The organism is Archangium lipolyticum, from assembly GCF_024623785.1.
Taxonomy (GTDB): domain Bacteria; phylum Myxococcota; class Myxococcia; order Myxococcales; family Myxococcaceae; genus Archangium; species Archangium lipolyticum.
Map to the genome: position 1 here is coordinate 218,618 of NZ_JANKBZ010000011.1, position 23,808 is coordinate 242,425.

At 69.1% G+C, this 23,808-nt stretch carries 18 protein-coding genes; 6 read left to right on the forward strand and 12 right to left on the reverse strand.

All coding sequences use genetic code 11. From position 1 onward, the window contains the following. Positions 1-44: 44 nt before the first annotated feature. The 5 genes from NR810_RS24265 to rfbA all read right to left on the reverse strand — a co-directional run bounded on the left by NR810_RS24265 (position 45) and on the right by rfbA (position 6,225). Positions 45-2,261, reverse strand: coding sequence for a LamG domain-containing protein (locus tag NR810_RS24265; protein WP_257455743.1), 2,217 nt, complete (start codon positions 2,259-2,261; stop codon positions 45-47). 141 nt (positions 2,262-2,402) lie between these two features. After that, a complete protein-coding gene (locus NR810_RS24270) occupies positions 2,403-3,443 on the reverse strand; it encodes a YihY/virulence factor BrkB family protein (RefSeq protein ID WP_257455744.1) in 1,041 nt (346 codons plus the stop codon). 117 nt (positions 3,444-3,560) lie between these two features. Continuing rightward, positions 3,561-4,673, reverse strand: a complete 1,113-nt coding sequence (locus tag NR810_RS24275) for an alpha/beta fold hydrolase (protein WP_257455745.1) — start codon at positions 4,671-4,673, stop codon at positions 3,561-3,563. A 122-nt stretch (positions 4,674-4,795) separates the two neighbouring features. After that, on the reverse strand, positions 4,796-5,347 hold the full coding sequence (gene rfbC / locus NR810_RS24280; RefSeq protein WP_257455746.1) for a dTDP-4-dehydrorhamnose 3,5-epimerase: 552 nt from the start codon (positions 5,345-5,347) through the stop codon (positions 4,796-4,798). After that, on the reverse strand, positions 5,344-6,225 hold the full coding sequence (rfbA, locus tag NR810_RS24285) for a glucose-1-phosphate thymidylyltransferase RfbA (RefSeq protein ID WP_257455747.1): 882 nt from the start codon (positions 6,223-6,225) through the stop codon (positions 5,344-5,346). The genes rfbC and rfbA overlap by 4 nt, the downstream gene beginning before the upstream one ends. Positions 6,226-6,536: 311 nt before the next feature. Here rfbA and NR810_RS24290 point away from each other — a divergent pair, with 311 nt between their 5' ends. Together NR810_RS24290 and NR810_RS24295 are read left to right on the forward strand one after the other, a co-directional pair. Next, positions 6,537-9,263 carry a glycosyltransferase gene (locus tag NR810_RS24290; RefSeq protein ID WP_257455748.1) on the forward strand — a complete coding sequence of 909 codons (2,727 nt, stop codon included), beginning with the start codon at positions 6,537-6,539 and terminating at the stop codon, positions 9,261-9,263. A gap of 5 nt (positions 9,264-9,268) precedes the next feature. Beyond that, on the forward strand, positions 9,269-10,819 hold the full coding sequence (locus NR810_RS24295) for a glucosyltransferase domain-containing protein (protein WP_257455749.1): 1,551 nt from the start codon (positions 9,269-9,271) through the stop codon (positions 10,817-10,819). A gap of 11 nt (positions 10,820-10,830) precedes the next feature. Here NR810_RS24295 and NR810_RS24300 read toward each other — a convergent pair whose 3' ends face one another. From NR810_RS24300 to rfbB, 7 genes are all read right to left on the reverse strand, one after another. Continuing rightward, positions 10,831-12,540, reverse strand: a complete 1,710-nt coding sequence (locus NR810_RS24300) for a hypothetical protein (RefSeq protein ID WP_257455751.1) — start codon at positions 12,538-12,540, stop codon at positions 10,831-10,833. 21 nt (positions 12,541-12,561) lie between these two features. After that, positions 12,562-14,292: a hypothetical protein gene (locus tag NR810_RS24305; RefSeq protein ID WP_257455752.1), complete on the reverse strand. Its 1,731-nt coding sequence runs from the start codon at positions 14,290-14,292 to the stop codon at positions 12,562-12,564. 34 nt (positions 14,293-14,326) lie between these two features. After that, positions 14,327-15,247, reverse strand: coding sequence for a GNAT family N-acetyltransferase (locus NR810_RS24310; protein ID WP_257455753.1), 921 nt, complete (start codon positions 15,245-15,247; stop codon positions 14,327-14,329). After that, complete coding sequence (locus NR810_RS24315) at positions 15,244-16,245, reverse strand: glycosyltransferase (RefSeq protein WP_257455754.1); 1,002 nt, start codon at positions 16,243-16,245, stop codon at positions 15,244-15,246. The genes NR810_RS24310 and NR810_RS24315 overlap by 4 nt, the downstream gene beginning before the upstream one ends. After that, on the reverse strand, positions 16,235-17,356 hold the full coding sequence (gene rffA / locus NR810_RS24320; RefSeq protein WP_257455755.1) for a dTDP-4-amino-4,6-dideoxygalactose transaminase: 1,122 nt from the start codon (positions 17,354-17,356) through the stop codon (positions 16,235-16,237). The genes NR810_RS24315 and rffA overlap by 11 nt, the downstream gene beginning before the upstream one ends. A 93-nt stretch (positions 17,357-17,449) precedes the next feature. After that, a complete protein-coding gene (locus NR810_RS24325; RefSeq protein ID WP_257455756.1) occupies positions 17,450-18,349 on the reverse strand; it encodes an SDR family oxidoreductase in 900 nt (299 codons plus the stop codon). Between the two features lie 4 nt (positions 18,350-18,353). Next, a complete protein-coding gene (gene rfbB, locus NR810_RS24330; RefSeq protein ID WP_257455758.1) occupies positions 18,354-19,379 on the reverse strand; it encodes a dTDP-glucose 4,6-dehydratase in 1,026 nt (341 codons plus the stop codon). Between the two features lie 143 nt (positions 19,380-19,522). Here rfbB and NR810_RS24335 point away from each other — a divergent pair, with 143 nt between their 5' ends. From NR810_RS24335 to NR810_RS24350, 4 genes are read left to right on the forward strand one after another with little or no spacing between them, the layout of a single operon-like run. Continuing rightward, complete coding sequence (locus NR810_RS24335; protein ID WP_257455760.1) at positions 19,523-21,130, forward strand: glycosyltransferase; 1,608 nt, start codon at positions 19,523-19,525, stop codon at positions 21,128-21,130. Beyond that, on the forward strand, positions 21,120-21,635 hold the full coding sequence (locus tag NR810_RS24340; RefSeq protein WP_257455761.1) for a hypothetical protein: 516 nt from the start codon (positions 21,120-21,122) through the stop codon (positions 21,633-21,635). The genes NR810_RS24335 and NR810_RS24340 overlap by 11 nt, the downstream gene beginning before the upstream one ends. Then, complete coding sequence (locus NR810_RS24345) at positions 21,632-22,891, forward strand: glycosyltransferase (RefSeq protein WP_257455762.1); 1,260 nt, start codon at positions 21,632-21,634, stop codon at positions 22,889-22,891. Before NR810_RS24340 ends, NR810_RS24345 begins: the two co-directional genes overlap by 4 nt. Beyond that, positions 22,888-23,796, forward strand: coding sequence for a hypothetical protein (locus NR810_RS24350; RefSeq protein ID WP_257455763.1), 909 nt, complete (start codon positions 22,888-22,890; stop codon positions 23,794-23,796). Before NR810_RS24345 ends, NR810_RS24350 begins: the two co-directional genes overlap by 4 nt. Positions 23,797-23,808: the final 12 nt, after the last annotated feature.

Genomic DNA, 23,808 nt, shown 5'->3' on the forward strand with positions numbered 1-23,808 from the left:
GGGCCGGAAGCCGCTGGACTCCCAGTGGCTTCCGGCCAGGGTGCTCACAGTCCGAAATGCCCCAGGACGTTGCGCAGCACGGTTCCCCAGCGCGCCTCGTCCTGCTTCAGCGCCAGACCCGCTCCGATGGTGCCGGCGAAGAAGACCTCCCCGCCCGCTGGCCGCTCCCAGTGGATCATCTGGCTGATGAGGATGTCGCCGTCCTGGAGATCGACTTCGTCCATGCCGTAGTTCCACACCTGGTCCGTGGCGGTGGCGTGGCTGTACGCCAGGGTCACGATGCCCTGGGGCAGCTCCGAGTCGGGGATCCCCGTGTCGCCCTGCTGCGGCAGATCCACGCGGATGTCCCACTCGTGCCCCACGGCGCCGTTGGCGAAGGTGTCGCCCCCCGTCAGACCGGTCCCGGCGAAGAAGGGGTGATCTGGCGCTTCGCAGACGTAATCGATGTGCGCGCTCTCATCCCGGACGAAGCCCACGCTCTCCATGCCGAGCAGCTTCCAGGCCGGGAAGCCACACTGGCGCATCAGCCCTCCGCGCCCGCCATCGTCGCTGTGGTAGCACTCCCCGAGGTAGGCCTTCCACAGCCCGCCCGCGATGCCGAGCACTTCGGACTTCCGGCACTCCATCGTCGTCAGATCCTCGTCGTAGCTCACGCGCCAGAAGAGGGTATTGCCCGACAGCGCGATGACCTTGCCGCCCTGGGCGAGATAGCGCTCCAGCCCCTTGTAGGCCGGCACCGACCAGTACTCGCTGTGTCCGTTGATGAGCACCACCGGGTAGTCCTCCAGCACGGAGGCGTCCGTGTGCAGGTCCAGGTCGGTGACGACATCGAAGTCGTAGCCGTTGGCCTCCAGCCAGCAGTGCAGGGCCCGCTCGGCGCGCACCAGGTGGCTGTAGTCGGCTCCCACGTGGTAGCGGACGTAGGGTGCGGCCACCGGCCAGGGGAGGTTCCAGCCCATGCGGTAGGTGGGCTGATCGCCCCGGTGGTTCACATAGAAGTTGTACTTCGGAGGCTCGGACCCGGCGGTATCGAGCCCCTGCACCACCGAGGAGCCTCCCACCCCACCCGGGTACCAGGCCGTACCGAGCGCGGTCTCCGGCGCGAAGGGGGTGGCACCATAGGCGAGCCAGGTATTCGTCGCGCACAGGACGAGCAGGGGCGCCCGGTCAGGGCTCTCCCGGGGCCGCTTGACCACGAATGTCACGTCGTAGATGGACCCGTTGCCGTAGTGGATGCGCCCGACGTAGATGCCCGGCTTCGCATGGGCGGGGAGATCGAAGCGGTGGTTCGCCAACCACTTGCAGTCGTACAGGTCGTCGGAGGCGAAGCGCAGGCCGTGTCCCCGGGTGGCATCCGTGGCGGGATCGTACCCGTCCGGGAAGCGCGACACGTCCTGGCTGTCGAAGCTGGGGCCCCCAATCATCCACGTGCCCCGGTTGATCACCGTGCCGTCGCGCCCGTGACCGCTGGAGTCATTCACCCGGGTTCCCCGCTCCTCGTTCAGGGGCCAGCAGGCCAGCACGCCTTGTAACCCGGGCGGATGCAGGCCCTTGTCCGCGAAGCGCTGGAGGATCTCCTCTTCCGGGAGCGCCCGGCCGTAGATGACGGGCATGGCCAGGTCCCCATCCAGGAAGTTCTGGGTCAGTCCCGAGTCCCCATAGGCCGCCAACCGGAGCGCCGCGGGCCCTGGCTGGACCGGCCCCTCCAGGGGAACCGGGCCCACCACCCGCTGACCGTCGATCCAGAGCGAGACCTGGGTCCCGTCCCACACCCCGGCCACGTGGTGCCACTCCCCCGGGGAAAGGCTCTCGGGACTGAGCAGGCACCTCGCCTCATCGAAGTCCCCCCCGGTTCCCAGGTAGAGGAGGATCTGCTTCTGGGGGGTGAGGAACAGTCCGATGCCACACTGATTGGGATAGGAGTGCTGCGAGAGCAGCCCCTGCCAATTCGCCAACTGCTCTCCGAAGGGCCGGACCCAGCACTCCAGCGTCACTGCCGCGAGGGGCTCGTCCGGCAGGGGAGTGACCACGTGGACGTAGGAGCCGGGGAAGATCGGCTGCGTCTGGGGTTTCGCCACCCGGCGGCGGGGGAACAGCTCCTGGTCCCCCGCCGGACCGTTCGCGTCCGGCCCCAACCGGGCGACGGTGATGGTGTACGGCACGTCACTGCTCACCCGGAAATGGATGGACTGCCCCGCGGTGATGGACTTCTCCGCGTACGCATGCACACCGGACAGCACGACTGCTGGCGACGGATCCATGGAGCGCCTCGTCTGGAATGAACCAGTGCGGGAAGCGCCGAGGATCTCGTCTGTCTTGTCACTCGAGGGCCCCCGGTTCCCCGCTGAGAGGAAAGACTACTCCATCGCCAACCGTGACGCGCAGGGCTCGAGCCCCATCTGTCATCGGGAAGAACGACGCAGCAGGAACAGCCCCAACCCGAAGCCCGTGGCCCAGGTGGTCGCCGCACCCAGAGGCGACATCCGGGCGGGCTCGGGCCGCGGTGGCGGCGTGGGACGCAGGCGCTCCTCGATCTCCTTGCGCTCCCTCTCCTTCTTCTCGCTCTTGGTCATGGGGGGGCCACCTCGCTCACCCGGACGCTTCTCACCCGGGGCCTTGCCCTCCGGCGACCTGTGCTCGAGGACGGAGTTGATCTCCGCGCCCAGCAGGATGACCTGCGAGGAGATCCACATCCACAGCAGCATGACGATGACACCACCGAGCGCGCCGTAGTTCGCGTCGTAGCTGCCGAAGTTGCGCACGTACACCGAGAAACCCCAGGACGCGACCAACCAGATGATGACGCCCACCACCGAGCCGGGCGAGATGAACTTGAAGGTCTGCTTCACGTCCGGGAGCACGTAGTAGATCATCGCCCACACCAGCATCATGATCAGGCCCGCCACGGGCAGGCGCAGCCACATCACCACGGTGCCGAGCGGCTCACCCAGCCATTTCGCGACGGCTGGCGTGCCCACCATGGCCAGCGAGGCGAGGATGGAGAGCACCGCGCCTCCCAGCGCCACCATGATGGCGATGCCACGCACCTTCCAGAAGGGCCGGGACTCCTTCACGTCATAGACGGTGTTGAGCGCGTCCATCAGCGCCACCACCCCGCCCGACGCGGCCCACACCGCGCCCAACGCACCCACCGACAGCAGCCCCACGTTGTTGCTGGCCGCCAAGTCGTGCAGACGCTGGCCCAATATCTGGGTCACCGCCTCTGGCGCCACCCGGCCCAGTTCCTTGATGAGCACCTCGGCCTGGGCGGGATCGATGATGACGCTCGCGAGCGCCACGAGGAACAGGATGAAGGGGAACAACGCCAGCACGCCGAAGAACGTCACGGCGCCGGCCACGTTGCTCACCTTGTCGTTCTGGTATTCGTTCTTCAGGTCGGTGAAGAACTCCTTCCAACTGATTCCCTTGCCCGGGAGCACCATCGCGTCTCCTCCTAGGTGACAGGCCAAGGATGTTCACTCCTCCTACCTGCCCCCACGCCCCGAAGCCGTGCTCGCCCGCCTCCTCTGGGAGCATGCGGAGCGGCGGCCTCCAGGCCGTCACTCGGAGACGCGGCCGGAGGCGGAGCGGTCCAGGAAATCGAGCAGGGGGGCCCAGACCTCGTAGGGCGCCCGGTCGCCGATGACCACGTCCACGTGCCCGTAGTCCGCGGCGAGCCCCGCGCGGGTGCCCAGCAGGCGCCAGGCCTTGGGTCCTCCCAGGGCGAGGTAGCCGTCGCGCACCGCGCTCTCGGTGGCGACCATGTCTCCCTCTCCCGCCATCACCATCACCGGCACGCGCACCCGGGAGAGGCCCGCCCGGTAGTCCCGGCGCCCGTCCGAGCTGGTGAAGCGCCCGGTGAGGATCATCCGGCACAGGTCCTTCGCCACGCCTCCGGAGAGCTGACCGAAGACGCTCCGGGCGAAGAGCTTCCAGCGCTCGCGCGGGGTGTTGCGCGTGTTGAGGGCGATGCGCTCCACCGGGTTGCCCCGCAGATGCGCCTGCACCGGGGCCGTCAGGGAGGAGAGGAAGCCCATGTCGAGCGTCTCGTCCCGCGAGACGACGCGGTCTCCCACCCGCGCGAGCCCCACCAGCCACGCCTCGCTGCGATCCAACCGCGTGGGCCCGGCCATGGCCACCGCCGCGGCGATGCCGTCCCCGTCCTCGGCCAGGTAGGCATAGAGCAGCAGCGCCCCCAGGCTGTAGGCGACGACGTCCACCCGGTCCTCGCCGGTGCGCTGGCGCACGGTGCTCAGGGCCGCGCGGAAGTCCTCCCGCCACAGGGTGTCGAAGCCATAGCCCGGCGCGCGTCCCATCGCCGCGTCCGCGCGATCCGACTCGCCGGTGCCCCGCAGCGCCACCGTCCACACCTCGCGCCCACGAGCCGCCAGCCAGTACGCGAGGCTGTGATCCTCATCCAGCAGCAGGCTCACGTCGCCCGAGGCCAGCCCCGGCACGAGCAGGATGGGACGCCCGCGCACCGGCCCCACGGCGGGCACGTGCCGCATCGACAGGCTCCAGCCGTCCTCCGTGCGGATGCGCAGGGATTCGAAAGCGGGCGCGCTCCGGACACCAGCGGCCGTGGTGGAACAGCCCGTGGCGAGCAGGACGGACAGCAGCAGCACTGGCGCGAGTGGGAGCGTGCGGGGCATCGCGAGAGCCAGCGGGAGCATCGACGCCCCCGGGCCCGGACGCCAAGGTTTCTCACATCGAAGAAGACGTGAACATGCTCGGGTGGGACTCCGCCGCTCGGCTGGGAGGCCGGTGGGCGCCCTTCCCGAGGACGCCCGGAGGGCTAACGCTCATACAGGGGCAGCACTGGCGCGTCCTTCAGACGCGGTGCGGCGGCGTCCTTGGGCGACAGCAACGGCGACGTCACGGGCCAGGGGATGGCCAGATCCGGGTCGTTCCAGAGCAGGCCCCGGTCGGCGGTGGGAACGTAGACATCCGTACACTTGTAGAAGAAGTCGGCGCGCTCGGAGAGGACGCAGAAGCCATGGGCGAAGCCCGGGGGGATCCACAGCTGGCGCCGGTTCTCCGCCGACAGCTCCAGGCCCAACCACCGGCCGAAGGCGGGCGAGCCCCGGCGGATGTCCACCACCACGTCGTAGACGGTGCCCGAGAGCACCTGCACCAGCTTGCCCTGGCCGTGGGGCTCCTGGAAATGCAGCCCGCGCAGCGTCCCCTTCACGGAGCGCGACAGGTTGTCCTGCACGAAGGCCGCCCGGATGCCCACCTCCGCGTACCTGCCCGCGTGGAACACCTCCATGAAGACGCCGCGCGCATCCTCGAAGGCGCGTGGCTCCAACAGCAGCACTCCGGGCAGCTCCGTCTCGAGGACCTTCACCCCCGCGCGCCCTTGTTCTCGATGAGCCGGAGCAGGTACTGCCCGTACTCGTTCTTGCGCATGGGCTCGGCCAGCCTCGCCACCTGCTCCGCGTCGATGTAGCCCATCCGCCAGGCGATCTCCTCCAGACAGGCCACCTTGAGCCCCTGCCGCTCCTCGATGATCTGGATGAAGCTGGAGGCCTGCATCAACGACTCGTGCGTGCCGGTGTCCAGCCACGCGTAGCCGCGGCCCATGAGCGCCACGTCCAGCTGCCCTCGCCGCAGGTACTCCGCGTTGACGTCGGTGATCTCCAGCTCGCCCCGCTTGGAGGGCTTGAGCGCCGCGGCGATGTCCAGCACCTGGTTGTCGTAGAAGTACAGGCCCGTCACCGCGTAGTTGGACTTGGGCTGGGCCGGCTTCTCCTCGATGCTCAACGCGCGGTTGTTCTCATCCAGCTCGACCACGCCGTAGCGCTCCGGATCCCTCACGTAGTAGCCGAAGACGGTCGCCCCCTTCTCCCGCGCCGCCGCCCGCCGCACCAGATCGACCAGGCCGTGCCCGTAGAAGATGTTGTCTCCGAGGATGAGAGAGACCGGCTCATTTCCCACGAACTGGCGGCCGATGATGAAGGCCTGCGCGAGCCCCTCCGGGCGTGGCTGCACGGCGTACTGGAAGCGCACGCCCCACTGTTCGCCGCTCCCCAACAGCTCCTCGAAGCGCGGCAGGTCCGCGGGCGTGGAGATGAGGAGGATGTCCCGGATGCCCGCCAGCATCAGCGTGGAGACCGGGTAGTACACCATCGGCTTGTCGTAGATGGGCAGCAGCTGCTTGCTGACGACGCGTGTCAGCGGGTAGAGCCGCGTTCCCGATCCTCCAGCCAGAACGATTCCCTTCATGGATGCGGCTATAGCCGGGGCTCGACGAAGGCAGCAAGTCCCGCGAGCCTCTCCGCCGCCAGGAGAGCAGACGGACGAGCGGCACCATTGCCGGGGCACTGGAGTTTGAGGTACGTACCTCGCCCCATTCAGCAAAGCGATCCAAGGTGGCCATGCCACCGTTCGACATCGACCATCACCGATGGCGCGCGGGGGCAAGCGCGATGTGGGCTCCAGGGTCCGAGGCCTGGAGCTGCCCGTGGCAGAACTCTGGCCGGAGAGAGGGCCACCCTCATGAAGCGCCGAGCTGGGAATGCAATGGAGAGCAGCACATGGTGAGCAAGCGCAACAGGATCTCGGTCGTGATCCCCTGCTACAACGACGGCAAGTACCTGCCGGAAACGCTGGAGAGCCTCGCGGCCCAGACGCGCCCGGCGGATGAGATCCTGGTGGTGAACGACGGCTCCACGGATCCGGCCACGCTCGCGCTGTTCGATCAATTGCCCAAGCACATCCGCGTCCACCACCAGCATAACCAGGGGCTGGGGTTCGCGCGCAACAACGGCATCCGCGAGACCACCGGCGACCTCATCCTCGCGCTCGACAGCGACGACCTCATCACTCCGGACACGCTGGAGAAGATGGAAGCCGCGCTCGACGCCAACCCGGAGGCGTCGTTCGTCTACAGCCAGATCGAGTCCTTCGGGGCCTGGCAGGACTTCATCCCCGTCCCCCGGTGGAACCCCTACCTGGAGCTGGACAACAACTACTGCGTGGTGATGTCGCTCATCCGCAAGTCTGTCTTCACCGAGAAGGGGCTCTACTACCCGAAGATGCTCGGCTACGAGGACTGGTCCTTCTGGCTGGGCTGCATCGAGGCCGGCCTGCATGGCGTGGTCATCGACGAGCCGCTCTTCAAGTACCGGCGCAAGGTGACGGGCTCGCTGCTGACCGCGTCCGACCGGGTGCGGCACGAGCTGAAGACGCTGCTGATGCAGCAGCACCCCAAGTTGTTCACGCCCGAGATGCGGGCGACGCTCAAGCTGCGGCACGCCCCGGGGCTGGAGCTGGTGTGGACGGGCCCTGCCACGGACGTGCCGCGCGTGCGCGCGTGGCTGGCGCGGCAGACGCTCACCGACGTGACGCTCACCGTGGGAGCGCCCGGCGACGCGCGGGGACTGCTGGAGGTCCTCAAGGGCAAGTACGCGGCGTTGCTGCGGCCCGAGCACCTGCCGCTGCTGGAGCGCGGCTCGCCCACCTTCCTGGAGCAGGTGGTGCGCGCCTCGGAGACGCGCTACGTGCCGGCCATCGTGGTGCCCACGGACGTGACGACGCTGACCACGTGGTCCACGCGCCACCGCGTGGAGAACTACCCCACGGAGCGCCTCGGGACGCACCCCGGGGACATCATCTTCCTGCGCACCTGGCTGGCCAGCCGCGCCACGGGGGCCGAGCTGCCGGCGGGCAAGCCCGCCATGGAGGTGTTCCACGAGGTGGTGCGGACCCAGGGCGCCCTCCTGTTCGCGCAGGACTTCTTCCATCAGGTCAAGCAGCTCCTCCCGGGGCAGGTGGGCGTCCACAACCAGGCGCCCCAGCGCTCTCCCATCGTGCAGAAGGCGCGCAAGGCCGTGTCCATCGCCCGCAGGGGCGTGGTGAAGGTGCTGGGCGAGGACCAGACGGCCCGCCTGCTGCACCCCATCAAGGTGGGGCTGCACGAGCGGCGCGAGGCACTCAAGCGCCTGGTCCCCAGCCAGATCCAGGCGCAGATCCAGCGGCAGGTGCGTCACTGGAGGCCCGACAACCAGCCGCTGCTGCGCGCCAGCCACATCCAGGAGCGGCTGCTGCTGGACGGAGTCCCGGTGGACTTCGAGCGGCCGATGCCGCTGGTCACCGCGGGAGACCAGAAGCGCGTGCTGCTGATGCTGCCGTGGGCCATGTGCGGCGGCGTGGACAAGGCCACCATCGACATGGCCGAGCTGCTGCGCGGCGCCGGGTACGAGCTGGCCCTGGCCACCAACATCCCCTCCACCAACGACTGGGCGCACAAGCTGGTGCCCCACGTGGACGACGTCTGGCACATGCAGAACTTCGTCCCGGCGGCGGATCAGGTGGGCGTGGTGACGGAGCTCGTCCGCAACCGGGGCTATGACGCCGTCTTCATGAGTCACTCGTGGCTCGGCTACGACACCGCCATGGCCGTGAAGCGGCGGCTGCCGGGTGTGCGCACCGTGGACTTCCTCCACATGCACAACGACTACACCCGCCAGTCGTGCAAGCGGTACGACCGGTTCCTGGACATGCACCTGGTGAGCAGCGAGTTCATCTCCCAGCGGGCGCAGCGCTACGGGGTGGATCCGTCCAAGCTCCGGGTGATCCGCCTCACCTGCGACGAGGAGAACCTCTTCAACCCGGACAAGGTGGCCGAGGGCTGGCTGTGCGAGCGGCTGCGGCTGCGGCGTGGCACTCCGGTGGTGGGCTTCGTGGGCCGGCTGCACCAAGACAAGGATCCGCTGTTCCTGGCCCGGGTCCACGAGAAGATGCGCTCGCGCTGGTCCCAGCCCAACCGGCCGCTGAACTTCGTCTTCATCGGCGACGGCCCGATGGAGCAGCCGCTGCGCACCCTCCTCCATGACACGGGGATGAACCGCTGCACGCACATCCTGCCCAGCGACACCCCCATCGCCATGGCCATGCGTGACATGTCCCTGCTGATGCTGGCCTCGCGCGTGGAGGGCCTGCCCATCGTCTTCTACGAGGCCCTCTCCATGGGCGTCCCCGTGGTGAGCACCGCCATCGAGGGCATCCCCGAGCTGGTCACCAGCGAGGTCGGGGCGTGCGTTCCCAACCTGAAGAATCCGGAGAAGCGGCTCGAGCGCGTGACCAGCGCCGCGCTCGACATCCTGGAGGACGAGAACCTCCGGGCCGACATGGGGCGGCGCGCGCGCCAGCGCATGCAGACGCACTTCTCGCTGGCCACCACCCACGCGGCCTACCTCAAGGCCTTCGAGGAGCTGCTGCGCACCGGCTCCACCCCGGTGGAACTGGCGGTCGCGGGATGATGCCCATGAAACCCCTCATCGCGGAGACCCAGGGGGAGCCTCCAGCACTCTCCACGGACAGCATGAACACCCCGGTACACACCCCGGGTGTGCTCACCCGGCGCGAGCTCACGATCCTCGGCGGGGTGTTCGTCCTGCTGCTGATGACCTGGTTCCCCAAGCTGTCACCGACGTTCTTCTCCACGGATGACTACTTCCTCATCCACAATCAGGATCCCCGGGAAGTCACCGACCTGATGCTGGGCCAGGGACGGTTCGGCTATGCGGTGCTGTTCACGGTGATGAACGCGCTCGGTGCACCGCATGCGAAGACCGTGACGCTCTACTCATGGCTGGCCATCGCCCTGCTCGCCTTCGCCTCGGTTCTCCTGGCGCGGATCTGGCGGATCACCCATGAGCGCTGGCTGCCCTTCGTCGTCGGGCCGCTCATCTTCACCCATCCCTACTTCGCGGAGCTGTGGACCTTTCGTGGAGTACCGGCCTACTTCTGCGTCTCGCTGATTCCCTCCCTTCTCGCGGTGGAGTGGACCCGGACGCGCGGGTGGCATGGGCTGTCGGTGGCGGTGCCGCTGCTCGTCTTCTCGTTGAGCATCTACCAGCTCAACTTCAACCCACTCGTCGCGACCATCTTCATTGGCCTGGCGCTCGACCTCGCTCGCACCACCGGAGAGAAGGGCACGACCAGCCGCACCGTGCGCGCATGGCTGCCCGTGCTGAGCCTGGTCCCCCTCGCGTGTGTCACGTACATGGTTGTCAACCGCGTGATCCAGAAGGCGCTCTCGGTGCCTCCGCTGGAACGCGCGCAGTTGCTGCCCCTGGCCGACATCCCACAACGCTGGGCGGAACTGAAGTGGTTGTACTCACAGACCCTGCTTCGGGATCAGGTGCTCAGCACGCCTCTGCTCACCCGGCTCGAGCTGGGAGTGCTGGGTGTGGCGCTCGTCCTGGTGGGTCTGCGGGCCTGGCGGCACCGTGCACCGGGCAAGGGGATGATGATGTGGCTCCTGTCCGGAGCGAGCCTCGCGTGCATCGCCGGCATCGTCATGGCGCTGAAGGTCTGGGGCACGGCGCCCCGGATATTGATCACCCTGGCCTTCGTCATCGGTGGCCACCTGGCCCTGGCCTACGTGCTCATGAGTGCCAGATTCCGCGGCGTGCTCCTGGGAGCGGCGGGCCTGCTGCTGGTGGGCTTCACCGGTCTGGATCAACAGGTCTCCGCGGGGCAGCTCCGGGTGAACCAGATCGACCGGGAGACCGCATCCCGGGTGCTGCAGCGGATGGAGAAGATCCCAGGCACCCAGGAGTTGCGGAACATCATCTTCGTGAACCATCCCACGTCGTATCCCGGAGTGCTGTCCATCGGAGACACGAACAGCTCCGCCCTGGCCCTCCCCTGGAGCCAGGCGGGATTGATGAGCGAAATCTCGGGACGGAGCTTCGTGCACGTGAATGACGCCAACCGCGCGCGGCTCAGTCAGCACTGCACCAGCACGCCCCGATGGCCCGACGAGCAGTCCGTGCGCGTGGAAGGTGATACGGTCGTCGTCTGCTTCTGACCTGCTCCAGGTCAGCGCGCCGCCGCATCCACCAGCCGCTGGCTCACCAGCCACTCCAGACACTGCGCCTCTGTCGCCCCCGGCGCCAGGGGCGTGATGTCCCGCGCGTCTCCCAAAAACGAGGTCCTGGCGACCATCACCCGTGCCTCGGGCAGCATCCGGCAGAGCTCCTGCTGCGCCTTCAGCTCGTGATGCGTGCGGAGGGAGGAGAGGTTCGTCACGTAGGTGACGCGCGGGCAGGCCACCGCCTCCGGACACGAGAACTCCTTGGCGAACGATTTCGCCGCCCAGCCCGCGGACATGAAGCTGGGATCCACCCAGTCCCCCATGCGGCTCTCGATGATCCATCGCGGCACGAAGACCACCACGTCGCGTGACTGCCCCTCGCGGGCGAGCTGGCTGCCCATCGCACGCACCTCGCGCTGAAGGGAGAAGACGTCCGTCAGCTCCGCCCGGCGCGCCTCGACGTAGCTCAGCAGCCGGGGGAGCCGCTGATCCAGCTTCCACACGCCGAACCCGGCCAGCAGCACGGCGAGCACGGCGCGCGGCCACGCACGTTGGAGCAGCTGCGTCAGCGCCCCAGCACACCACAGCGAGCAGGCCGTCAGGCCCAGGCCCGCGAAGGCGAGGTGCCGCTCTCCGGCCCACATGTAGCTGAGCCCCGCCAGCACGATGAGGCCCAGCGCCGCGGCGAGGAAGGCGCCCCCCGCGGACAGGGTGATGAGGAAGCGCCGCACGCGGCCGCCCGGCTCCGCGCGCCACACGCTCAGCGCCACCACCCACACCAGCAGGCCCACCGCCAGCACCAGCTCGGAAATCCAATACTCCTGGAAGGTCCGCACGGCGAACGACACCGCGGCGAGCAACCCCGGTCCCGTGCTGTGCTCCAGCAGGTTGAGCGGGCGCGGGAAGAGGAGCTTGTTGAGCAGCCAGTAGCAGAACGGCCAGGCCGTGGTGGCCCCCAGCCAGCGCCAGTCCAGGCGCCGCTGCAGCGCGAGCGAGAACCCGAGTGGGAAGACCACCAGGAGCCCGATCTCCGCGAAGTGGATGCAGCTGATGGCCAGCAGCGACCAGCGGGCATGGTCCCGCCAGGTCAGCGGCCGCTCGGAAGCGGCGCGTTGCCAGGACAGGGCCACCAGCCCCGCGCACGTGCCGAAGCAGAAGAGGAGGTAGCCCGCCGTCTTGAACTCCATGGTGGACCAGACGTACGTCGACACCATCAGGGAGGAGAACAACAGCCAGGCTCCGCTCCAGACGCCGGCCCGCCGCGCCAGGGGCCGGCACAGCAGCACGCCTCCTCCGAGCACCATGGCCAGGGTGAGCAGGTAGAGCGCGTTGACGGCCGTGCGCGACTCGAACCACCAGCGGAAGACCGGTAGCAGGATGAGGTGGTGGATGAAGGCGAAGCGCACGTGCGGCGTGGTGCGCGTCGTGACGATGTCCCCCAGCACCTCCCCCATCGGACGCGAGCGGATGTGCTCGACCATGTAGAAGTCGTCGAGCTTCAGCCACTGCGCGTCGATGAGGGAGAGGAACAGCACGGACAGGGCGCCGATCCCCACGAGCACGCACCCGCGCGCCGCGGAGGTCCCCAGACGCGCGAGCCGTGACGGCGAGGCCGGCTCCACGCGCGGAGCGGAAATGGGGGCGCCCTCATCATGGGCCGGGGCGGCCGGAGCCGTGTCGTTGGAGGCGCTGACAGGTGTCGTGGAAACAGTCATGGGTCGTTCGTGTTCGTCGGTTCAGGCGCGCGCGCGGCGGCGCAGGAGCACCAGCAGGGCCAGGGCTCCGGCGCCCTGTGCGCCGCTCGCTCCACAGCCACACCCCTGCCCCTCGGAGCCCGGGCGCAGGTCGATGGTCACATCACCCGAGCCGGCATGGTGGATGCGGAGCTCGAAGTCATCGGCGTCCAGGGGCCGCAGCGTGTAGCCCTCCTGGCTCAGGTCCTTCACGAGCTGGAGCTCGCGACCCCCGGCCAGGATCCGGCCCGGACGGGTATCCAGGCGCAGCACCTCGGTCGCGTCGGCTTCGAAGGTCGAGTACGAGATCTCCTCGGCCCCATAGGAGATGTGCTTCACCACGGAGCTGGTGCCCAGCAGGTGGCTCTCGCCGGGAGGCGCCCACTCCGGCACGGCGGCCATGCCCGAGAGGTAGTGGCGGATGTAATCGCCGTAGCCGTCGGTGAACCAGGTGTCACCCTCCCCCACCCAGGTCGAGACGAGCCCGGTGCCGTCATTCATGTACGTGGCCCAGTTGAAGGAGCGGAACGCCTTCTCCTTCGCCGCCGTGTCTCCCGTCCGGTCGGACCAGAGCGCGTTGACCGAGGCGTACCGGGCGGTGTGGCTGCCCATCTTGAAGGGGAAGAAGAGCTGCTCGGTGAGGACCTGGGCGCCCCATTGAAGGCCCTTCTCGGTCTCCGTGTCGGCGGCGAAGACCCGCTCGGAGAAGTCGAGCAGCTGCTTCGCGTGCTCCTTCCACTTCACATCGAGATCCGGCCGCTGGAGGAGATAGCGCGCCGTCTCCAGGGCAATGTATTGGTTCGGGTTCTGGTCCGGAGAGGACATGATGGGGATGTCCTCGAAGTACCCGCTCCAGTGGTTGTTGCTCATGGGGACCCGCATCATCCAGGTCCATGCGGTCTGCCGGGCCTCCAGGTAGGCCCGCGAGTCACCGAGCCGCAGCCGGAGCAGCTCGTCGAAGAGCCGGATGGGGCCGATCACATTCGCCCCGTACTCCTCGCGCACCTCGCCCGTCTCGGCGCGGACGCGCATGGGCCAGGGAGACTTCAGCGCATCCCCCGGCCGCACGTGGGCCGCGAGCGCATCGGCGCAGGCGATGGCCACGTCCCGGTAGCGAACCTCGCCCGTCACCTGGAAGAGCCGGAGATAGGCCAGCCCCGACTCGCCCACCTTGTCGGGCTCGAGGACCCCGAGGCCATCGCCCCGCCCGCAGTTCGTTCCGCCCTCGCAGGCCCAGGCATCATCGCCCCCCTGGAAGGTGGTCGCCCCCGGCATGGACGAGGAGAAGGGCACGTTGCCCCACACCCACCCGGACGGAGTCATGCCGTGCTCGAGCTGGTAGTCCATCAGGGAGCGCGGCAGCTCCACCGCCGAGCGGTCACCGGTATAGGCGTGGATGGCGAGGGCGGTCTCCAACAGCATCGCGTTCAGCCCCGCCGGATGGTGCAGCCACTGGAACGCCACCCGCGAGACCGGTGAGAAGCCCGGATAGGTGAAGTAGGTCTTCAACCCGTTGGCCTCGGTGGGCACGCGGGTGTTCAAGAACTCCCAGGCCGTGAGCGCGGTGCGGGAGTAGGCCGTCTCCTGGGGCTGCATCCAGGAGAGGAGCTTCCCGCTCGAGTCGAGTACCACGGGCTTGCCCGCCAGGCTCCGCGGATCCGATTCCTCGGCGCAGCTCACGGACGGCACGAGGAGACAGGGCAACAGCCCCAACAACCCTACGAGGTGACGCATGAGGATTCCCCTACGTGCCAGAACGGCGGGAGCGCTAACCGTTCCCCCGCTCGCTCCCCTCCGGGAGCCACGAGCTCCAGGTCATCGAGGAGGACTGCGCGACGCCGCCCAACCTCCACCAGGTCCTCTGGACGGCGAGCTGCTGGAGCTGGGTGACCACTTCCACGCGTTCCGCCCCGTGCTTCCAGGCCTCTGCCAGCCCGGCCTGCACGAGCGTCCGGTAGATCCCCCGGCCACGCCAACGCGCATCCACCGCGTTGAGGGGCACCTTCGCCACGCCCTCCTTGGGGAGGACCAGGGTCAGGAAGCCCGCCAGTTCCCCCTCCTCTTCCACGACGAAGGTGACGTCCGCGGCTGGACCGCCCATGGAGGTGCGCGCCCAGTACGCGTACACCTCGCGCACGCCCTCCCTCGGCAGGTACGGATCATTCAGGTAGCGGTTGTACGAGTCTCCAGGCGTGCTGAAGCATCGGGCGGAGAGCTCCGCGAGCCGATCCGCGTCCCGCTCGGTGGCGCGGCGTACCCCGGCGGGGAAGGGCTCGGGCCGTGACGGGCGCGTGATGGCCAACGTCACCAGCAGATCCCTCAGGGTGAAGCCAGCCCCCTGCAGCGCGGCGGCACCCGTGTAGTCACGGCTGTCCAGACGGCACGTCAGATGGCGGAGCCCCTGTGCCCTCGCCTTCTCCACCGCGCGGAGGACCAGCTCACGGCCCCCCTGCTCGGAGCGCGCGAGCAGCACTTCCAGCTTGCCCGCCTCGAGCCCCAGCCGATCGCAATCCCACGCCTCGCGGCGCACGGCCACCACGCCGCCCTCGCCCTCGACGAGCTGCCCGGCCTCCCGCCGCCGCTCCAGCTCGCGCACGAGGCGCTCCGCCGCCTCACGCCGAGAGCCTCCCGGTGGCACCGGAAGACTCGCCCACCCTTCCAACCACTCCACCCAGCCCTGGCCGCTCATGATACCGAATCAACCCGGCCGGCCGGCTTCTGCTCCCCTGCCCGCGACCGCTCGACGAGCACGGGACCCGCCCCTCCCGAGGAGCGGATCCAATCCTGTCCCCGTGCGTTGAGCGAGACGTACAGCCGCCCCAGGTAGGTGCTGATGACGCCCAGGAAGGCGAAGAGGAGGCTGAAGAGGAACGTGAGCGCGCAGAAGAGGGACAACCAGCCCGGAGGCGCCTGCCGCTCCAGCAGCACGCGCACCATCTGCCCCAGTCCCAGCAGCAGGCCCAGGCCCGCCGCGGCGAACGAGCCCCACGTGGCGATCTGCAGGGGCAGCACCGTCAGGGTGCTCATGTGCGAGAGCCACAGCCGGAACAGGTCACGGATGCGATAGGTGGACTGCCCCTCGTCGCGGCGGCGGTGGGGCACGGTGACCTCGCCCACCCGGCGGGTGCAGCGGAAGATCATCGAGTCGATGTACGGGTAGACCTGCTCGGACTGGCCCAGCCTGCGGGCCAGGTCTCCGCGGATCGCGCGCACGTTGGTCACCCGGACACCGGTCCGGTTGCCCATGGTGTGCTTGAAGATCCACAGGTTGAGCCGCGAGGCGAGCCGGCGCGGCAGGCTCTGCTCGGTGGTCTGGAAGCGGCCATACACCACGTCATGGCGGCTGCCGCGCAGCGCCTCGGCCACGGCCAGTCCGGCGGCCGGCGGGTTCTGCCCGTCATCGTCGACCGTGATGACGACGTCGCCCCGCGCGATGGCGAAGCCCTTCAGCGTGGCGGCATGCTGCCCGCGGTTGCTGCCCAGCTCCAGGAAGCGCACGCGCGCGTCCTTCTCGTGCAGACGATCGATGACCTGCTGGACGTCATCCGGGGAGCCGTCGTTGACGAGGATGATCTCGAAGGGCCCCTTCGGCTCGAGCGCCTCGATGAGCTCCGTCACCGTCCGCTCCAGATAGGCCTGGGAGCGGTAGCACGGGATGACGACGGACAGCAGACCTTCAGAGGGCACGGAGGAACTCCTGCGTGCGTCCGATGACCTCGTCGCGCTCGGCATCGGTCATGTTGAAGTACAGCGGCAGGCGCACCAGGCACCCCGTCAGCCGCTCGGAGACGGGCAGGCTGGAGCCATCGTGGAACTTCTGCCCCATGGGCGACTGGTGCAGGGCCACGTAGTGGAAGGGCGTGATGATGTCGTGCTTGCGCATGTGCGCGATGTAGCCGGTGCGGTGCTCCGGCGAGCGGAAGACGATGGCGAACAGGTGCTGGTTGCCGGAGATCCGCGGGGAACCCTTGACGATGTATCCGCCCATGCGCTCCACCGGCTCGGTGAGCGCCTCCTCGTAGGCGGAGTAGATCTGCTTGCGGCGGGCCTGGATGCGCGGGAGCGCCTCGAGCTGCGTGCTGAGGTAGGCCGCGTTGAGATCCGACAGCACGTAGCTGGAGCCGATGTCCACCCACGTGTACTTGTCCACGATGCCGTTCTGGAACTTGCGGCGGTTGGTGCCCTTGTCGCGGATGTACTCGGCCCGATCGATGAGGTTGGGGTCGCGCAGGGTGAGCGCGCCGCCCTCGCCACAGCCGATGTTCTTCGTCTCGTGGAAGCTGAAGGCCGAGCACACGCCGAAGGTGCCGAGCGGCTTGCCATCGAAGCTGGCCGCCAGGGCCTGCGCCGCGTCCTCCACGACCGGCACATCGCCGCACAGCTTCAGCAGGGCTTCCATGTCACACGAGTTGCCCGCGTAATGGACCACCAGCACGGCCTTGGTCCGCGGATTGAGCAGCTTCTCCACGTGCGCCAGATCCAGGTTGCCGTGCGCGTCCACGTCCGCGAAGACGGGCTTCGCCCCGCGCAGCGCGAAGGCGTTGGCCGTGGAGACGAAGGTGTACGAGGGGACGATGAACTCGTCGCCCGGCCCCACCTCCAGCAGCAGCGCCGCCATCTCCAGCGCGTGCGTGCAGGACGTCACCAGCAGCGTGCGCAGCCCGAGCATCTGCTCCAGCATCGCCTCGCAGCGCTTGCCGAAAGGTCCGCCGCCCGCGACGTGGCCGTTCTTCAAGATGGCCTCGGCCATGGCGGAGAGCTCGGTCCCCAGATGGACCGGTTTATTGAACGGGATCATGAAACCCTCTCGTGGGCAGACAGAAGAGCAGGCTAGCTAACAGAGCAGCGGGGACTGCGTCAAAAGGAGCAAGGCCTCCTGGCGGGTGGTTGCTCAACCTCGCTCGCGCCGCCAATCCTCATGGAAGCGGGCGAGCGATTCGGCCAGCCCCAGGGGCCGGGCCGCCAGCTCGCGGCGGACCTTGTCCACCCGCAGTCCGGAGCGCAGGGGGCGAGGGGCGGAAAGCTTCAGCTCCGCCATCTTCGTAGAGATCAGGAGCCCCGGGTCGAAGCCGAAGACCTCACACACGGCCTGGCCGAAGCGCACCCGGTTGACCACCTCGGCCCCACAGGTGTTCCAGACGCCCCCCAGCCGGCGCACGGCCAGCTCGGCCACCATGGCGGCCACGCTCGGTGCATGGCTGGGCGAGATGAACTGATCCTCGAACAGGCGGACGGGCTGCCCCTTCTCCAGGTTGCCCACCAGCCAGGCACCGAAGTTGAGCCGTCCCGTCACGGGAGGCCAGCCGTACACCACCGCCGTCCGGGCGATGGCACAGCCGGGCGCGAGCACCCGCGCGGCCTGCTCGCCCATGTGCTTGGTGAGCGCGTACACACCTCGCGGGTTGGGAAGGGCCTCCTCGTCGTAGGGGCCGGCCTCGCCGTCGAAGACGTAGTCCGTGGACACGTGCACCAGGTGCGCCCCGGCCCGGCGCGAGGCCCGGGCCACGAAGGCCGTCGCGTCCACGTTGGCGGCGAAGGCCGACTCCGGCGCCCGCTCGCACGCGTCCACCTCCGTCATGGAGGCGCAGTGGATGACGGCCTCGGGAGAAGCCTCCGCGAAGGCGGCGGACACCTCGGCGTCCCGGGTGAGCTCGCAGGACACGTACCGCCAGGAGCCGGTGGCGCGGCGCTCACCGCGTCCGAGCCCCACCACCACGTGTCCCTGCTCCACGAGCAGCCCGCACGTCCGGCTGCCCACGAGCCCGTTGGCCCCGGTCACCAGGATCCGCATCGGCTCACCCGGCCTGGAGGCGCGTGCTGTACTGCGTGTCGAAGTAGTCCCGGTAGGCGCCGCTCATCACGCGCTGCCACCACTCGCGGTTGTCCACGTACCAGCGCACCGTCTCCGACAGACCCTGCTCGAAGGTGTGCGCGGGCGTCCAACCCAGCTCGGCCTTGATCTTCGAGGGATCGATGGCGTAGCGCCGATCGTGCCCCGGCCGGTCCTTCACGTAGCGGATGAGGGACTCGGGCTTGCCCAGCAGCGAGAGGATGGCCTTGACGATCTCGATGTTCTTGCGCTCGGCCCCGCCACCGATGTTGTAGACCTCGCCGCCCCGGCCCTTCTCCAGCGCGAGCAGCAGCGCGTGGCAGTGGTCCTCCACATGGAGCCAGTCGCGCACGTTGGCGCCGTCGCCGTACACCGGCAGCGGCTTGTCGTGCAGGGCGTTGACGACCATCAGGGGGATGAGCTTCTCGGGGAACTGGTAGCGGCCGTAGTTGTTGGAGCAGCGGGTGACGACCACGTCCAGGCCGAAGGTGTGGTGCCAGGCCAGCGCGAGCAGATCCGAGCCCGTCTTCGAGGCCGAGTACGGGCTGGAGGGCTGGAGCGGCGAGCTCTCCGTGAAGGCGCCGGTGGGGCCCAGCGAGCCGTACACCTCGTCGGTGGAGACCATGAGGAAGCGCTTGATGGTACCGTGCTGCCGCGCCGCCTCCAGCAGCCGCTGGGTGCCGAGCACGTTGGTCTGGACGAAGACCTCGGGGCCGAGGATGGAGCGGTCCACGTGGCTCTCGGCGGCCAGATGCATCACCGCGTCGATGGAGTGCTCACGCATCAGCCGCTCGACGAACTCCCGGTCGAGGATGTCCCCGCGGACGAAGACGTGACCCTTGTCGGACTCGAGATCGATGAGGTTCTCGAGGTTGCCGGCATACGTGAGCTTGTCGAGGTTGACGACCTTCCACTCGGGCCGGACCCGGCGCAGGTACCTGACGAGATTGGAACCGATGAAGCCGCAACCGCCTGTGACGAGGACGTTCATGAAACCTGCCGAAACGACGAAGAGAGGCTCCCGAGTAGCGGAGCCCCCATCGGCCGTCAAGGAGGCCGTACCTCCGCGGAGCTTGTGTGCCGTATGGCCCGGGTTGTAAGGGAGCAGGCGTCTTGAGCCCACCGCGACGAGATATGCGCTCCGCCGCTCCCCCGCTTCGTGCCGTCCATCAACTGGTCCCCCGGCTCGCCTGGGGTGACGCGGTGGGCAACCAGGTCCGCTACCTGCGCGAGCTGCTGCGCGGCTGGGGCCATGCCTCTGAAATCTACGCGGAGCAGTGGGACGAGGAGTGCAGCGCCCAGGTCCGCCCGGCCCGGGATTATCCCCGTGAGGCGGATGAGGACTCGCTGCTGCTCATCCACCACAGCTACGAATCGCGGCTCGTCCCGCTCGTCCGGCGCTCGCCCGGCCGCAAGGCGCTCGTGTACCACAACGTGACGCCCGCCCGGCTGCTCGAGGGCTTCGAGCGCAAGGTGGCGGCCGGCTGCGTGGCGGCGCGCGAGGAACTGCTCGCCCTCCGGCCGCTCGTGGAGTGCGCGTTCGCCTACTCGCGCTTCAGCGCCGAGGAGCTGGTGGCCGGCGGCTTCCCGAACGTCTCCGTCATCCCCTTCGCGGTGGACTGGCGCGCCTTCGACGTGGCGCCCGACCCCACCCTGCGTGCCGAGCTGGACGACGGCCACACCAACATCCTCTTCGTGGGCCGCGCGGTGCCTAGCAAGGGCGTGGATGACGTGCTGCGCGTCTTCACCGCGTACCAGCGTCTGTATCAGCCGCGCAGCCGCCTGCTGGTGGCCGGTTACCTCAATCGCGACTCGGCCTATGGGGCATGGCTGCTCGGGCTGAGGGACGTGCTCGGACCGGAGCGGGTGCTGCTGCTGGGCCGGGTGAGCGCGGCCCAGCTCTCCGCCTGCTTCTCCGTGGCCACCGCGTACCTGTCCATGAGCCGGCACGAGGGCTTCGGCGTGCCCCTCCTCGAGTCCATGTACCGGGGCGTACCGGTGGTGGCCTACGGTGCGGCGGCCGTGCCCGAGACGATGGCCGGCGCGGGGCTCGCCACCTTGTCGGGAGACCCGGTGGAGGTGGCCCAGCTCCTCGCGGTGTTGGAGCGCAAGCCCGATCTGCGTGCCCGGGTGGTGGAGGCCCAGCGTGCCCGGCTGCGGGGTCTCGAGCAGGACTCGGTCGCCACCGCCGTGCACGAGGCCCTGCGCCCGCTCCTCGAGGGAACGTTCACCCGCCCCGCCCCATCCACCACGGGCCATACGGTGGAGCTGGTGTGTCCCGGCTTCTCGGCGGAGCCGGAGGCGCCCATGTCCCAGCTCGCGCGGCGGCTGATGGAGCGGCTCCCGAGGGCTCGCGTGCTGTCGCTCCAAGCGGGCGCGCTGCTGACCGCCACCGCTCCCGCCGTGGACCTCGTTGGAGGGGACGAGGTGTGGCGCTTCAGCCCCGACCTGCCCCTGCCGCGTGGAGCCTCCGGCGAGCTCCCAGGCTCCTCGTCCCTGGAGACCGCCGTGTGCAGCTCGGGGGCACCGGCCCTCTTCCTCGGCGCGGACACGCGGGTGGCCCGCGACACGGTGCCTCGGATCGGCGAGCGCGCGTGGGGTGTCACCTTCTCCTCCGAGCGCCCGGCCGGAGTGCCGGACTACGGCGACCGGTTGATCACCCTGGATGCCGGCCGGCACGACGAGGCCGCCGAGCGCATCATCCATGTCCTCGACACCCGTGGAGGCCTCCGTGCGCGCTGAAGACCTGTTGACCCAAGAGCCCTCCGCCGAGGCCGTCGCCGCGGAGACCGCCAGACTCCCCGCCGCGCCCGAGGCCACGCTGGATGAGGTGCGGCGCCTGCTCGAGGTGTCCGAGCGCGCTCCCTCGTCCCCGGAGTGGCCGCCCGTCCTCCAGGCGCCGAGGAACAAGAAGGACACCCGCTACGCGGATCCGCCCTCCTCCCACCGCCCCGTGGTGGGCCCGGTGCTGGTGACCGCCAAGCGCGCCTTCCGGCTCGCCTTCCAGCCGTTCATCAACGAGATCATGCGCCGGCAGGTGGAGTTCAACGAGGCCATCCTCGAGTCGCTCGCCGTCATCTACGAGCACCAGCAGGAGAGCTCGCGGACCCAGGCCCTCTGGCGGCAGGAGATGGAGCGCCGGCTGGCGCGGCTCGAGGCGGAGCGTGGCGTGGCGGACGCGAAGCCCTCCGACGACAAGCCTCGCGCGTCCCGGAAGGCGAAGAAGCCCAAGGGCGGGGCCCGATGAAGATCGCCTTCCTGGCCGGCGACGTCGGCAACATCTCGGGCGGGGCCAACGTCATCATCGAGTACGCATGGAGGCTGCGGGCGCTCGGCCACGAGGTGGTGCTCGTCACCCACCAGCCGGTGCGCATCTCCTCGCCCCCCTGGCACCCGAGGCTGCCGGAGCTGCGCTTCCAGACCTTCACGGAGGCGGCGCACGAGCGCTTCGACTTCGTCTTCGCCACCTGGTGGCTCACCTGGTTCGACCTGTGGCGCCTGGACAGCGCCGTCTACGGCTACCTGAACCAGAGCCTCGAATCGCGCTTCCGGCCGGAAGGCCACCTCAAGCACCTCAACCGCATCACCTACTCGCTGCCGCTGCTCTTCGTCACCGAGGCGCGGTGGCTCGCCGAGTTCATCCGTACCGTGCAACCGGCGGGACAGGTGCTCTACGTCCGCAACGGGCTGAGCCGCGAGCACTTCCCCTGTGTCGAGGCCCCCGCGCCGCGCACCGGTCCGCTCCGGGTGCTCGTGGAAGGCCCCTGGGGCATCGACTTCAAGGGAGTGGCCGAGACCTTCGCGCTGCTCGAGGAGGCCCGCGCCAGGGTGGAGCTCCAGGTGGGTTGGCTCTCGTCGAGCAGCGGCGGGCAGGTGCCGGTGGTGGGAGGTCGGCCCGTCCAGGTGCACGAGCGCATCCCCATCGACCGCGTCCACGAGGTGTATCAGCGGTACGACGTGATGCTGAAGCTCTCCCGGGTCGAGGGCATGTTCGGCCCGCCGCTGGAGATGTTCTCGCAGGGCGGCACGGCCATCACCTACACCGTCACCGGCTCCGACGAGTACATGGTGCACGGCGAGAACTCGCTCCTGGTGCCTCCGCACGACCGGCGGCAGCTCCCGCGCTACCTGGAGGCGCTGTCGGCCTCGCCCGCGTACCTCGACCGCCTGCGGGCCGGGGCGCTACGCACCGCCCGTGCCTTCCCGGACTGGGAGACCAGCATCGGGCAGTTCGAAGGCGAGCTGCGACGGCTCCACGGAGAGGGCCTGCGCAACGAGCACCTCCGCCCCGCGCTCGCCGCGATGGCGACGATGAAGGAGCACTGGCTCGACGAGGTCCGGCACGTGGCGGAGGTCTCGCTGGACGCCGGCCCTGGCGAGCGGCTGCTGCTCGAGCGCTACCGGAAGCTCAAGAGGAACCCGGGCATCGAGGCCGTGAAGCGGCTGGTGCCGGACGCCCTGAAGCACTCCGTGCGCGCGTTCTTCACCCGGAGGTTGGAATGAGGGTCCTCCCGCCATTGGCACGGATGAAGGTGGCGTTCCTCGGGCGGCCCGTGTTCGAGCCACACGTTCCGCGCACGGCGGAGTGGGCCGAGTTCCGGTTCTTCGCCCTCGGCGGGGACGGTGGAGTCTCGGCCGCGGACGAGGTGCGCGCCTGGGGCGCCGGGGCCTGTCTCGTCTTCGAGCCGCAGCGGCTCGATGGGGCTGTCGTGGCGCGGCTCCCCGGGATGAAGGTCGGCATCGTCCCGGCCCCGTTCGATGGGGTCGAGTCCCTCGCGGTGCTCTCGGAGTTCCGCTGGCTCACCTGGCCCGAATCCCCCATCCCCGCCGGGCTGGCCTCGCTCCCCTGGCTCCAGACACTCCCGCTGCCCGTGGACACGCACCGCTTCACCGGGGGACCCCGGCTGCAACGGACCGGACTTCTCGTCCCGGAGTGGGCCTCGCCTTCCGCTCCCGTGCTCGAGCGGATTCGCGAGCGGGTCCCCGTCGAGCTGCTCCCCAGGGGACTGGAACCCTCCGCGCTGCTGGAGCGACTGGAGGGCGCTGGGGTGCTGCTCCACAGCTCCCACGAGCCGCTCGGCCGGAACGATCCCCTGCCCATGCTGGCGCTCTCGCGGGGCCTGCTGCTCATCGCCGACACGCCCTTCCCCGCCGATTGGTACGTGGAGCCCGAGGACGAGTACCTCCTCCGGAAAGGAGAGGAGCAGGTGCGAGCGGTCGATGAGCTCGCTCGCATGCCCGGATCCTTCTTCGCCGTGCGCGTGCGTGCCTGGCAGAAATCACGCGAGGCCTTCGATGCCTCCGCCGCCTTCCAGCGGCTCTTGCACGATGCCTGTCTGCTGGATGACGTGGAGGGACACCTCGGGCGGATGTCCACGATGGGTCCGGTGAGCGACCCGGCGAGCTGACCGGGCCCCCCC